Here is a 12800-nt window from a genome sequence, read left to right on the forward strand (position 1 = left end):
GACCATGCTCACCCCATCAAGCCCCGTGCTCAGCTACCGCGACGACTTCAGCTTTCGCAATAGCCCGGCCGCCATTCGCCGCTTCCCTTTCCCGTTCACCGAAGACAGCTACCTGTACTCGGTGAACATCGAACCCGCCACCTCCCGTGACCCCGGTTCGATTTATCACTGCACGTTTGACATCGACGAACACTACCGCTCGGAAATGGCCGAACGCGCCCAGGTGCTGGACAAAGACCCGCGCCGTTATCTGGTCCTGCCACACATGCAGGTGGCCGCCTGGGATGCCCTGCAATTACTGATGGAAAGCCTTGCCGCCGATTACCCGCAGTGGTTCGTGCTCAATCGTGACGGCGAGCGCTGGCACTGGCGCAACCTGTTGCTGGACATTGATCAGCACTTTGTTTTCGGTGACGCCAGCAGCTTGCCGTGCGAACCGCTGGAGTTTATCGGGCGCCAGGTGCAAGGCGACTTCGCCCTGCTCGATCAACGCGACAACGACTTGTTTATGGACGCCGGCATCGTCACCAGCCCGGCCGACTGGTCGCTGGCCTTTGACGCTGGCATGAGCTTCAAACAGTGGCATTCGCCGGTGCCGATGGCCCATCAAATGGGCATTTTCGAACGGGCCCTGAAATACCTGCTCAACCTGCAAACAGGCCAGCCGGTTCGGCGCCTGAACTGGACGCTGACGATCAAGCCGCGCCTGGATTCATCGCCCGAGACCTTTCACGAATGGGGCGCCGACCGCGGCCGCATCACCGCTGACAACGTCGGCCAGGAGGTGCACCTGCGCGTCGAGCTGCAAGTGATGCTGCGCCTGCCGCGCAGCAACGCGGTGATGTTCAGCATTCGCACCTACCTGATCAGCCTGCAAGAACTGGTGACCCAGCCCGGCTGGGGTTGCCGCCTGCACCGGGTGCTGCGCGACCTGCCCGAGCCGATTGCCGACTACAAGGGCATGACCCGCTACCGCCAGACCCTGGTCGAGTGGCTGGCGCAATTCGATCCGCAGAGTTGACCTCTGCCTCCTGACCCCTTCCTCCAGACAAGGATTTTCACATGGCACATTCATGGCGTATTTCTGCACTGGCTGAGCGTCACCGCGCACTCGGCTCCCACCTCGAAGACTGGAACGGCATGGGCACCGCCTGGACCTATGCCAGCCCGCTGGCCGATCACCACGAGGCGATCCGCACCCGCGCAGGCTTGATGGACGTCTCTGGGCTGAAAAAAGTCCACTACGTCGGCCCGCATGCCGAGAGCCTGCTGCAATGGGCGACCACCCGCGACATCGCCAAGCTATACCCCGGCAAGTCGGTGTACGCCTCGATGCTCGACGAAGAAGGCAAGTTCGTCGATGACTGCATCGTTTACCGCACCGGGCCCAACGCGTTCATGGTGGTGCACGGCGCAGGCACCGGCTACGAAATGCTCGTGCGTTCGGCGCAAGGTCGGCAAGTGGCGGTGCTGTTCGATGACGACCTGCACGACCTGTCGTTGCAAGGGCCGCTGGCGGTGGATTTTCTGGCGGAATACGTGCCGGGCATTCGCCAGCTGCCGTACTTCCACCACCTGCAAACCCGCCTGTTTGACCGCCCAGTGATGATTTCCCGGACCGGCTACACCGGCGAGCGCGGCTACGAAATCTTCTGCAAGGCCGCCGACGCACCGGCCATCTGGGACGCAATTGTCGAGCACGGCGCCGGCATGGGCATCATCCCGTGTGCCTTTACCGCGCTGGACTGGCTGCGGGTCGAAAGCGCACTGATGTTCTTCCCGTATGACAACTCGCAGATGTACCCCTTCGCCGACCAAAAGGCCGGGGACACACTGTGGGAGATGGGCCTGGACTTCACCGTCTCCCCCGACAAGCGCGAGTTTCGCGGCGCCGAAGAGCACTTTCGTTTACGCGGCAAAGAGCGCTTCAAGATCGCTGGCGTGCTGCTCGACGGCGAACGTCCCGCCGAGGCGGGCGACACCCTGTGGCAAGGCGACAAACAGGTCGGGGTCATCACCTGCGCCATGTACTCGCGCCTGAGCAAACGCTCGATGGCGATAGCCCGCCTGAGCGTCGACTGCGCTACCCCCGGCACGCCGTTGCAGGTGCGCGGCAGCCTCAATGCCAGCGCCGCCAGCCACGCCCTGCCCTTCGACGACCCGCAAAAAACCAAGCGCACGGCCAAAGGCTGATCCGCACATTTTTTTACCCTCGGAGCCTTTGATGAACACTTCGACCGAACATTACATCCTCAAGATCAACTGCCCGGCGACCTCCGGCATCGTTGCTGCGATCAGCGACTGCCTGGCCCGCCAGCAGTGCTACATCAGTGAACTGGCGCAGTTTGACGACGAGTTCACCGGGCAGTTTTTCATGCGCGCGGTGTTTCGTTTCAACAACGGTGTGACGGGCGACATAGACGCCTTGCGTGCAGGGCTGGGCGCTCTGGCCGGTGGTTTTGACATGCAGTGGCAACTGTTCTGCTCCAGTCAGCCCACCCGCGTGTTGCTGATGGTGAGCAAGTTCGACCACTGCCTGACCGACCTGCTGTACCGCCACCGCAAGGGCGAACTGGACATGCAGATCACCGCCGTGGTCTCCAACCACCTGGACCTGCGGGCCATGGCCGAACGCGAAGGCATTCGCTTCATTTACCTGCCGATCAGCAAAGACAACAAGGCACGCCAGGAAGCCGAGCTGATGCGCATTGTCGACGAGACCGGAACTGACCTGGTGGTGCTAGCCCGCTACATGCAGATCCTGTCTGACACCTTGTGCCAGCAACTGTCGGGCCGGGCGATCAACATCCACCACTCGTTCCTCCCCGGTTTCAAAGGCGCCAAGCCCTATCACCAGGCGTACGACCGGGGCGTCAAGCTGATCGGCGCCACCGCGCACTACGTGACCAGCGACCTCGACGAAGGGCCGATCATTGAGCAGGAAATCCAGCGCGTTGACCACACCCACCTGCCCGACTCGCTGGTCGCCATCGGCCGCGACACCGAAACCGTGGCCCTTTCCAAAGCGCTGAAGTACCACCTGGAACACCGGGTGTTCATCAACCAGGACAAGACAGTGATCTTTCGCTGATTTCCCCTTTTACCCGAGGCACGATCATGACCTTACGCGTGGCAATCATCGGTGCCGGCCCTTGCGGCATGGCGCAACTTCGAGCCTTCCAGTCGGCCCGTGACAAGGGCGCCGAGATCCCCGAGCTGGTGTGTTACGAGAAGCAAAACGATTGGGGCGGCATGTGGAACTACACCTGGCGCACCGGCCTGGATGAAAACGGCGAGCCGGTGCACGGCAGCATGTACCGCTACCTGTGGTCGAACGGGCCGAAAGAGTGCCTGGAGTTCGCCGACTACACCTTCGAAGAGCATTTTGGTCGCCCCATCGCCTCGTACCCGCCCCGTGAAGTGCTGTGGGACTACATCAAGGGCCGGGTCGAAAAAGCCGGAGTGCGCGACTACATCCGCTTCAACAATGCGGTGCGCCAAGTGACTTTCGATGAGGCCAGCCAGCGCTTTACCGTGCAGGCCCACGACTACAACAGCGACACATTGACCAGCGAGCAGTTCGACTACGTGATCAACGCCTGCGGGCACTTTTCTACGCCCAAGGTCCCGTACTTCGAAGGCTTCGAGCAGTTCGCCGGGCGCATCCTGCACGCCCATGATTTTCGCGAAGCGCTGGAGTTCAAGGGCAAGGACCTGCTGATTGTCGGCAGCAGCTACTCGGCCGAAGACATCGGTTCGCAGTGTTACAAATATGGGGCACGGAGCATTACCAGTTGCTACCGCACCGCGCCCATGGGCTATGCCTGGCCGGACAACTGGGAAGAAAAACCGCAGCTGCAACGCCTGGAAAACAACCGCGCCTGGTTTGCCGATGGCAGCAGCAAGCACATCGATGCGGTGATTCTGTGCACCGGCTACAAGCATCATTTCCCGTTCCTGCCCGACGAATTGAGCCTCAAGACCGACAACCGCTTGTGGCCGATGAACCTCTACAAGGGCGTGTTCTGGGAACCCAACCCGCACCTGATCTACCTCGGCATGCAAGACCAGTGGTACTCGTTCAACATGTTCGACGCCCAGGCCTGGTACGCCCGCGACGTGATTTTGGGGCGCATCGAGTTGCCCGACCACGCCCAGCGGACCGCTGACAGCCAACAATGGCAGGCCCGTGAACAAACCCTGGAAACCAACCAGCAGATGTTCGAATTCCAGGGCGCGTACATCCAGGAACTGGTCGACGCCACCGACTACCCGAACTTCGACATCGCGGCGGTCAATCAAACCTTCCTGCACTGGAAGCATGACAAAGCCGAAAACATCATGGGTTATCGCGACAAGTCGTACCGCTCACTGATGACCGGCACCCAATCGCCGCCCCACCACACGCCGTGGCTGCATGCGCTGGACGACTCCATGGCGGCGTATCTGGGCGAGCCGCCCACCACCATCAAGTCGGTCGGCTGACCCGGGAGCCTGTTAATGAATGCACCACGCATTTCCCGGCCCCACGAACCCGGGCTGTTTGCCCGGGCGCCCAATCTGGAGCGCTACCGGGTGGCGGCGGGCGGCCTGACCCTGATCGCCTTGCAACCCGGTGACGGCCTGCAAGTGATCGACCTTGAAGGCCAGCAGCCGTGTGAGCTGCTGGCGCTCACTGCGCAAGGTGCCAGCGCGTTAAGCGATTGGGGGCTGAGCGCATCGGCCGCCAACACTTACCTGCGCACCCGGCTGAGCGAGCCCACGCTGCAAGCCCGACGGATCACTCAAGCCCTGGGCAAACGCGCCATTGAGGCTAACAACCTGCCGCACCCGGCCTTGCTCTGGGGCGCCGACAGCCCGGCCGGACACCAGCGCCAGTGGGTTGCCGAGGCCGAACGGCTGGTACTCATCGCCGCCCCCGCCGAACCCACCGCGGTTGACCGCCAGTACCGGCCCAGCGAACTGCGGGTGCTGGTGACCCGGGCCAATCCCTCGGCCCTGCTGCTGCCCGCGCTGCCCGAGCCGTTGGCTGAACTGGTCGACGAATTCACCCTGCGCCCCGGCACGGCGCACAGCTATACCGTCGCCAAGGGCCAGTACGTGCAGGTACTGGATGTGGCTGGCCGGCAATGCTCTGACTTTGTCGCGCTGGACCGCCGGGCGCTGGATCGCGGCCAGGAGCTGGACCTCGACCAGACCGTGACCCGTACCCTGAACGGCAGTGCTTACCCGCTGCCCGGCCTGTTTTCGAAGTTTTTCGACCGCCAGATGCAACCGATGCTCGAAGTGGTGCAAGACACCGTTGGCCGCCACGACTCCTTCGCCCTGGCCTGCGCGGCACGCTACTACGAAACCCATGGCTATTTTGGGCACGACAACTGCAGCGACAACCTGAGCCGGGTACTCGCCGCGCATGGCGTACAACCCCGCGCCGGTTGGCCGGCGATCAATTTCTTCTTTAACACCGGGATCGATGCCCACCAGCACCTGACCCTCGACGAGCCCTGGTCACGCCCCGGCGATTACGTGCTGCTGCGGGCCATGACCGACCTGGTGTGTGGCAGCACGTCGTGCCCGGACGACATCGACCCGGCAAACGGCTGGAACCCGACGGACATTCATGTCCGCATCTACAGCGAAAAGGAGCGTTTTTCCATCGCCATGAGCACTCGAGCAACGGCGGATGCCGACCCGATCCTGACCCGCGAAAGCGCATTCCACGGGCGTACCCGCGCCCTCACCAGCAGTTTTGTCGACTACCGCAACTGGTGGCTGCCACTGCGCTACGACGGCTACGGCGCCATCGAGGAATACCTCGGCTGCCGCGAGCGGGTGGCGGTAATGGACCTCACCGCCCTGCGCAAATTCGAAATCCTCGGGCCGGACGCCGAAGCCTTGTTGCAGTACTGCCTGACCCGCGACGTGCGGCGTCTGGCAATCGGCCAGGTGGTGTATTCAGCCATGTGCCACGAACACGGCGGCATGCTCGACGACGGCACTCTGCTGCGGCTGGGCCAGGACAATTTTCGCTGGATCTGCGGCGAGGACTACGCCGGGGTCTGGTTGCGTGAACAAGCACTAAAACTGGGCATGAAAGTCTGGATCAAGTCCGCCAGCGAGCAGATTCACAACCTAGCCGTACAAGGTCCGCGCAGCCGCGAGCTGCTGCAACAGATGGTCTGGACCCCGCCCGGCCAGCCAAGCATTGAAACCCTGGGCTGGTTCCGCTTTCTGGTGGGCCGCCTGGACGGTTACGACGGCTGCCCGCTGATGATTTCACGCACCGGCTACACCGGCGAACTGGGCTTTGAGGTCTGGTGCCAGCCCGAAGATGCCGAGCGCGTCTGGGACCGGATCTGGGCGCTGGGCCAACCCTTGGGCATCGTCCCGTTGGGCCTGGAAGCACTGGACATGCTGCGCATCGAAGCCGGTCTGATTTTTGCCGGGTATGAATTCAGCGATCAGACCGATCCGTTTGAAGCCGGGATCGGTTTTTCAGTGCCGCTTAAAAGCAAAACCGATGACTTTATCGGCCGCGACGCCCTGCTGCGCCGCAGCGCCCACCCCACGCACAAGCTGGTGGGCCTGCACCTGAACGGCAACGAAGGCGCACACCACGGCGACCCGGTCTACCGTGGCCGAGCCCAGGTCGGGGTGGTCACCAGCGCCTGCCGCTCACCGCTGCTGGGCAGCAACATTGCTTTGTGCCGGGTGGATGTGGCGTGCAGCGAAGCCGGTACTGAGCTGGAAGTTGGAAAAGTCGATGGCCTGCAGAAGCGCATCAGCGCCACGGTCAGCGCAGCGATCTTCTATGACCCGGACAAGAGCCGGGTCCGTAGCTGATCGACGAACGTCACCCCACTTTGCCTGCCCCACTACCACGCAATACAGATATGGGATCAAGAAAATGGAAGCGACTACGTTCGAGGCCGTACCGCAGTCCGCCCGTTCAGTGGGCAGCCTGCAGCGAAAAATCGATTGGCGAGGGGCGTTTTGGGTCGCCAGCGGCGTGCCGGCGCTGGTGCTGTTCACCATCGGCGCCATTGCCGCAACGGTGGGCAAACCGGCCTGGATTGTGTGGATCGTGTCGATCCTGTTCGGGTTTATCCAGGCCTTCACTTACGCCGAAATTGCCGGATTGTTCCCGCATAAATCCGGCGGTGCTTCGGTGTATGGCGCCGTGGCCTGGGTGCGCTACAGCAAGCTGATTGCCCCGGTGTCGGTGTGGTGCAACTGGCTGGCCTGGTCGCCGGTGCTGTCCATCGGCTCGGGGCTGGCCGCAGGCTACATCCTGACGGCGCTGTTTCCGGCCGACTCGCTGATCAACACCTGGCAACTGACCCTGCTCGATCTGGGCTGGGTCAAAAGCGGGCTGTCGTTGCGCATCAACGCCACCTTCGCTATCGGCCTGTTGATTCTGCTGACGGTGTTTGCCGTGCAGCACGGCGGCATTCTGCGCTCGGCACGCCTGACCCTGGTGTTGGGCATGACTTCGCTGATTCCGCTGCTGCTGGTCGGCGTGGTTCCGCTGTTTACCGGCGACACCCTGCAGGCCAATTTCTTCCCGCTCTACCCGCTGGCCCACGATGCAGCCGGGCAAGTGGTCGACGGCAGCTGGAACATGTCCGGCTGGACCCTGATGGCGGGCGGGCTGTTCATGGCCGCCTGGTCGACCTACGGTTTCGAAACGGCAGTGTGCTACACCCGCGAATTCAAAGACCCGAAACGCGACACCTTCAAGGCGATTTTTTACGCGGGCGTGCTGTGTATCTTCGTCTTCACCCTGGTCCCGCTGGCGTTTCAGGGCAGCCTCGGGCTGGGCCAACTGGTGACACCGGCGGTGCTTGATGCCAGCGGTGCGGTGGTTACCCCGGCGGTCTACAGCGGGCTGTTGTCCCCTGCCATCTACAGCGGCATGGGCGTCGGCCAAGTGATGGCCGACAGCATCGGTGGCGGCAAGCTGGTGGCCAACATCGTGCTGATCATGCTGGTGCTCGCCACTTTGCTGGCGATCATGACCTCCATGTCAGGCTCGTCGCGCACCCTGTACCAGGCGTCGGTAGACGGCTGGCTGCCCAAATACCTGGGCCGCACCAATGAACATGGGGCGCCGACAGCGGCCATGTGGACCGACCTGGGTTTCAACCTGCTGTTGTTATTGATGTCGGACTACGTGTTCGTGCTGGCGGCATCCAACGTCAGCTACATCATCTTTAACTTCCTCAACCTCAATGCCGGCTGGATCCACCGCATGGACCGCCCGGACTGGGCCCGCCCGTACAAGGCGCCCACCCTGCTGCTGGCAGCCGGTGGCGTGCTGAGTTTCGTCAACCTGGCCTGCATGGGCCTGGGCGCCGACATTTGGGGCGCGGGCACATTGCTGACAGGGCTGCTGCTGGCGCTGCTGATCCTGCCGGTGTTTTGCTTCCGCCATTACCTGCAGGACAAAGGGCGCTTCCCCGAAGCCATGCTCAACGACCTCTATATCGAGGCCGACTCGGGTCAAAAACGCGCGGGCTGGTTGCCCTACGCCACGTTGATCGCGGGTGTGCTCGTGGTCTATGGCTGCCATCAACTGGCGGTGATCTGACGTTTACGGCTGGAGCATAAGGGCACGTCCCTGATGCTCCAGCCCTTTTTAAACCTCAAGACAACGGTGATTCGATTGAACCCTTCAGCCCAGACACACGCCCGCATCATCGACGGCAAAGCCCTGTCGGCGCAGGTCCTCGATGAGGTTCGCGAAGACGTCCGCGCCCTCGCCGCACAACAGATTTACCCGGCGCTGGCGGTCCTGCTGATCGGCCAGGACCCGGCCAGCGAAGTCTACGTGCGCAACAAGCTGCTGCGCGCCAAAGACGTCGGCATCCGATCGCTGGAGCACCGCCTGCCCGACAATGTTAGTCAGCAGCAGGTGCTGCAACTGATCCAGCGCCTCAACGCCGACCCGGGCGTGAACGGCATTCTGGTGCAACTGCCGTTACCTGCGCACATCAATGAACAAGCGGTGATCCAGGCCATTGCGCCGATCAAGGACGTAGACGGATTTCATCGTGAAAACGTTGGCGGGCTGGTGCAGGGCGACGAGGTCCTCACACCCTGCACGCCCAGCGGTTGCATGCGCCTGCTGCACGAAACCCTCGGTGACCTGAGCGGCCTGCATGCCGTGGTGGTGGGTCGCTCCAACATCGTCGGCAAGCCCATGGCGACCTTGCTGTTGCAGGCCAATTGCAGCGTCAGTGTGGTGCATTCGCGCAGCGTCGATGCTGCGGCGCTGTGCCGTCTGGCGGATATCGTGGTCGCGGCCGTGGGCAGGCCGCAGATGATCGATGCCCGTTGGCTCAAGCCGGGCGCTGTGGTGATTGATGTCGGCATCAACCGCATCGACACCAGCAGCGGGCCCCGACTGGTGGGCGACGTGGATTTTGAGAGCGCGAGTCGCGTGGCCAGCGCCATCACCCCGGTTCCGGGCGGTGTGGGACCGATGACCATTGCCTATCTACTGAAAAACACCCTGATCGCCAGTGAGCTGCAACGCGCAGAGCGCCCGATCAGCTACCCGGCTGTCGGCTAAAACAGATACGGGGGTGTAAGGGATTTGTGGCGAAAAGGAGTACCCTGCCGTCCGGCTTTTATTTTCCGCCCCAGGACCCTCTATGTTTCCCAACGCTGAACGCTATAACCATTCCACTGAATACGCCAACAAGCTGGTGGACCGCATCGGCCAGACCCCGGCCTGGATTGCCCAGCGCATCGGTGTCACTGAAAAACGCATGCGCTACATTCTCGCCGGTTCGCGCACGATCAAAGGCGATACCACCGAGATCCTGATGAGTTACGCCGAGCAGTTTTGTCTGGAAAGTCTGGCCGCTGAAGCCAAGGCCGCAAAAGACCGTGCCCGTTCCAAGGCCGCGACGCCCGCCAGCGACGCTTAAAACAACCCCATCTGCCCGCCCACCAGCGCGCTGAAGTCATCGTCGACAAACACCAGAATCGCATCGGCCACGGGCTGCAACTGCCGGGTCAGGTAGTGGTCGTAGTCGACCTCGGCGGTGCGGTTTTCCAGCGGTTGCGGACCCGCCACAGTGATGACGTAGCTGATATAGCCGCCATTCTGGTATTGCCGGGGTCGGCCTTGCTGGTCGTTGTATTCGTCTGCCAGCCGCGCCGCGCGCACGTGCGGCGGGACGTTGCGCTCGTAGTCGCTCAACGGCCGGCGCAAGCGTTTGCGGTAGATCAGCCATTCGTCATGCTGGCCCGCCAGGGTGCGCTGCACAAAATCGCGCACGTAATCCTGGTACGGCTGGCGGTTGAGGATGCGCAAGTACAACGCCTGCTGAAATTGTTGCGCCAGCGGCGACCAGTCGCTGCGCACGGCTTCAAGGCCCTTGTAGACCATTTCTGCCTGCCCGTCAGGGCGCATCACCAGCCCGGCATAGCGTTTTTTACTGCCCTCTTCGGCCCCGCGAATGGTCGGCATCAAAAACCGGCTGTAGTGCGTTTCGAATTGCAGTTCCAGCGCGCTGACCAGCCCGTACTCATCGCGGACATGGGCTTGCCACCATTGATTGACGTGCTGCACCAGTTCACGGCCGATGCGTGCGGCATCGGCTTCGCTGTGCTCGCTGCGCAGCCAGACAAAGGTCGAATCGGTGTCACCGTAGATCACGCTGTAACCCTGCGCTTCGATCAGGGCACGGGTCTTGAGCATGATTTCATGGCCACGCAGGGTGATTGACGACGCCAGCCGGGTGTCGAAAAAGCGGCAGCCACTGGAGCCCAGCACCCCATAAAACGAGTTCATGATGATTTTCAGCGCTTGTGACAGCGGCGCATTTTTCTCGCGTTTGGCCACTTCCCGGCCATTGGCTATCTGCTCGATGATCGCGGGCAAACAATGCCGGGTACGGGAGAAACGCGCGCCCCGAAAGCCCGGAACCGAGTGTTCATCGTCAGGCTCTCGCAGCCCTTCTATCAGCCCCAGCGGGTCGATCAAAAACGTGCGGATGATCGACGGATACAGGCTCTTGTAGTCCAGCACCAGCACCGACTCATACAACCCCGGCTGCGACTCCATGACAAAGCCGCCGGGGCTGGCCTGCGGCGGGTTATCGCCGAGGTTCGGGGCAACATAGCCCTGGCGGTGCATCAGCGGCATGTACAAGTGGTAGAACGCCGCCACCGAACCGCCGCTGCGGTCGGCTTCCAGCCCGGTGACCGAGGCACGTTCCAGCAAAAAGGTCAGCAGCTCGGTCTTGTGGAAGATGCGCGTCACCAGCTCGCAGTCCTTGAGGTTGTAGCGCGCCAGAGCGGGCTTGTCCTCGGCGAACATGCGGTTGATTTCGTCCATGCGCTGGTACGGGGTGCTGATGTCCTTGCCTTCACCCAACAAGGTTTGCGCGACGTTTTCCAGGCTGAACGAGGTAAACGACCAGGTCGCCGAACGCAGCGATTCGATACCGTCGATGATCAAGCGCCCCGCCGCGCTGGCGAAGTAATGATTGTTGCGCGAGCCGTGCTCACGCCACTGCATTTCGCTGCCCCCACGCCCCAACAGCAACGGGATGCCCAGGCGTCGAGCATGCTCGTGCAATATGCGCATATCGAATTGCACCACGTTCCAGCCAATGATCGCGTCGGGGTCGTGCAGCGCCATCCAGTGGTTCAGGCGCAACAACAGGTCGCCACGGGTGGCGCAAAACTCAAGGTCGAAATCCACCGGGGTGTCGGCGTCCGTCGCCTTGCCCAGCATGTACACCTGGCGCTGGCCACAACCTTCGAGGGCAATCGAATACAGGTCGCCCTGGGCGCTGGTTTCAATGTCCAGCGAGACCAGTTTTAAACGCGGCCGATAGTCCGGGTGCGGTTTCATCCGCGTATCCAGCAGCGGGCCATCCGTTTGGGGCTGGCCGCTAAAACTCACCGGGGCGGTGATAAAACGCTCCATCAAAAAGCGTTCAGGTGGCCGAATATCGGCCTCGAACACCTCAACCCCGGCGCGGCGCAGGCGCTGGGCGATGTCGATCAATTGCCCATGCTGCTGGCTGTAAAGGCCCAGCACCGGCCGCGAGTGGAAGTCGCGCAGGGCCAGCTCACGCAACTCGATATTGCGCTCATCCTGCACCAGCGCTTCGACCTGGGCACGTTGCGCCTGCGGCACAAACGCGACAGACGTCTGCACTGGCAGGCGCACGTGCTGCGGCCCGTCATCGGTGGCCAGCCAGAACTCCACTTCAACCCCTGACGGCGTATCGCGCCAATGCCGGGTCAGTACAAAGCCATGTCTCAGCAAAACGAGGCGCGCCTTACAGACACGTGGCAACCATGGCCAAACGGCGCAATGCAGCGCTGTCGTCTGGCTGCTTGGCGTAATAGCTCAAGGCGGTGCCGGTGCCCTGCGGCTGCAGGTCGACAAACGACTCGGCGCCACGGGTATAAACCGTCAAACGACCGGATTTGTCTTTATCGATATAGGCACTGGCGTCCACCCCGAACACACCCTCGTCTTCCCAGGTGAACTTGATGCACTCGGCCACCTTCGGCGTCTCTTTGTCAGAGATCAGGGTCCGCGCGGGGGCCTGGTTGCGGGCTTCATTCATCGCCGGTGAGACACACCCCGCCAGCAAGGCCATGCCTACAGCGCCAATCAGCATTCGCATTGAATATCCCCTCAAAAAAAGTCGCCCACGATAGCACGCGGGTACAGCGGATTCATTGACTGACAGCCACACCACTACACATACGATGACTTGATAGCCTTTTTTAAAACGGTGCGCTTCTCAACGGGCTTACGCAGACGT

General features: G+C 62.1%; 10 protein-coding genes. 8 read left to right on the forward strand and 2 right to left on the reverse strand.

What is annotated here, in order from left to right; translation table 11 throughout:
* The first annotated feature begins 4 nt into the window (after positions 1-4).
* The 8 genes from ACJJU9_RS14095 to ACJJU9_RS14130 all read left to right on the forward strand — a co-directional run bounded on the left by ACJJU9_RS14095 (position 5) and on the right by ACJJU9_RS14130 (position 9935).
* Entirely contained in the window at positions 5-1021 is a 1017-nt protein-coding gene (locus ACJJU9_RS14095) for a DUF3445 domain-containing protein (protein WP_153373779.1), read from the forward strand.
* A 41-nt stretch (positions 1022-1062) separates the two neighbouring features.
* Positions 1063-2193 (forward strand): aminomethyltransferase family protein, encoded by a 1131-nt coding sequence (locus ACJJU9_RS14100; protein ID WP_153329034.1) that lies wholly within the window; start codon positions 1063-1065, stop codon positions 2191-2193.
* A 31-nt stretch (positions 2194-2224) separates the two neighbouring features.
* Positions 2225-3091, forward strand: coding sequence for a formyltetrahydrofolate deformylase (purU, locus tag ACJJU9_RS14105; RefSeq protein ID WP_048369128.1), 867 nt, complete (start codon positions 2225-2227; stop codon positions 3089-3091).
* A 26-nt stretch (positions 3092-3117) separates the two neighbouring features.
* A complete protein-coding gene (locus ACJJU9_RS14110) occupies positions 3118-4485 on the forward strand; it encodes an NAD(P)-binding domain-containing protein (RefSeq protein WP_407728786.1) in 1368 nt (455 codons plus the stop codon).
* Positions 4486-4500: 15 nt separating this feature from the next.
* Positions 4501-6843, forward strand: a complete 2343-nt coding sequence (locus ACJJU9_RS14115) for a DUF1989 domain-containing protein (RefSeq protein ID WP_407728787.1) — start codon at positions 4501-4503, stop codon at positions 6841-6843.
* Positions 6844-6907: 64 nt separating this feature from the next.
* Entirely contained in the window at positions 6908-8590 is a 1683-nt protein-coding gene (locus ACJJU9_RS14120) for an APC family permease (RefSeq protein WP_048369132.1), read from the forward strand.
* Positions 8591-8623: 33 nt separating this feature from the next.
* The gene (gene folD / locus ACJJU9_RS14125; protein WP_153329030.1) at positions 8624-9574 is read left to right on the forward strand and encodes a bifunctional methylenetetrahydrofolate dehydrogenase/methenyltetrahydrofolate cyclohydrolase FolD; all 951 of its coding nucleotides are present in this window, start codon (positions 8624-8626) and stop codon (positions 9572-9574) included.
* 82 nt (positions 9575-9656) lie between these two features.
* Positions 9657-9935: a hypothetical protein gene (locus ACJJU9_RS14130; RefSeq protein WP_048369134.1), complete on the forward strand. Its 279-nt coding sequence runs from the start codon at positions 9657-9659 to the stop codon at positions 9933-9935.
* Here ACJJU9_RS14130 and ACJJU9_RS14135 read toward each other — a convergent pair.
* Together ACJJU9_RS14135 and ACJJU9_RS14140 are read right to left on the reverse strand one after the other, a co-directional pair.
* Positions 9932-12292, reverse strand: coding sequence for a DNA polymerase II (locus tag ACJJU9_RS14135; RefSeq protein ID WP_407728788.1), 2361 nt, complete (start codon positions 12290-12292; stop codon positions 9932-9934). The two genes, ACJJU9_RS14130 and ACJJU9_RS14135, sit on opposite strands and share 4 nt — an antisense overlap.
* 13 nt (positions 12293-12305) lie before the next feature.
* Entirely contained in the window at positions 12306-12659 is a 354-nt protein-coding gene (locus ACJJU9_RS14140) for a hypothetical protein (protein WP_153331378.1), read from the reverse strand.
* Between the last annotated feature and the right edge of the window lie 141 nt (positions 12660-12800).

Source organism: Pseudomonas helleri (assembly GCF_045830615.1).
GTDB classification, from domain to species: Bacteria; Pseudomonadota; Gammaproteobacteria; order Pseudomonadales; family Pseudomonadaceae; genus Aquipseudomonas; species Aquipseudomonas helleri.

What these genes read in the sequence shown, in the direction of transcription:
- ACJJU9_RS14095 (WP_153373779.1), top strand. Translation starts at nt 5, where the DNA reads ATGCTCACCCCATCAAGCCCCGTGCTCAGCTACCGCGACGACTTCAGC.
- ACJJU9_RS14100 (WP_153329034.1), top strand. Translation starts at nt 1,063, where the DNA reads ATGGCACATTCATGGCGTATTTCTGCACTGGCTGAGCGTCACCGCGCA.
- purU (WP_048369128.1), top strand. Translation starts at nt 2,225, where the DNA reads ATGAACACTTCGACCGAACATTACATCCTCAAGATCAACTGCCCGGCG.
- ACJJU9_RS14110 (WP_407728786.1), top strand. Translation starts at nt 3,118, where the DNA reads ATGACCTTACGCGTGGCAATCATCGGTGCCGGCCCTTGCGGCATGGCG.
- ACJJU9_RS14115 (WP_407728787.1), top strand. Translation starts at nt 4,501, where the DNA reads ATGAATGCACCACGCATTTCCCGGCCCCACGAACCCGGGCTGTTTGCC.
- ACJJU9_RS14120 (WP_048369132.1), top strand. Translation starts at nt 6,908, where the DNA reads ATGGAAGCGACTACGTTCGAGGCCGTACCGCAGTCCGCCCGTTCAGTG.
- folD (WP_153329030.1), top strand. Translation starts at nt 8,624, where the DNA reads ATGCTCCAGCCCTTTTTAAACCTCAAGACAACGGTGATTCGATTGAAC.
- ACJJU9_RS14130 (WP_048369134.1), top strand. Translation starts at nt 9,657, where the DNA reads ATGTTTCCCAACGCTGAACGCTATAACCATTCCACTGAATACGCCAAC.
- ACJJU9_RS14140 (WP_153331378.1), bottom strand. Translation starts at nt 12,659, where the DNA reads ATGCGAATGCTGATTGGCGCTGTAGGCATGGCCTTGCTGGCGGGGTGT.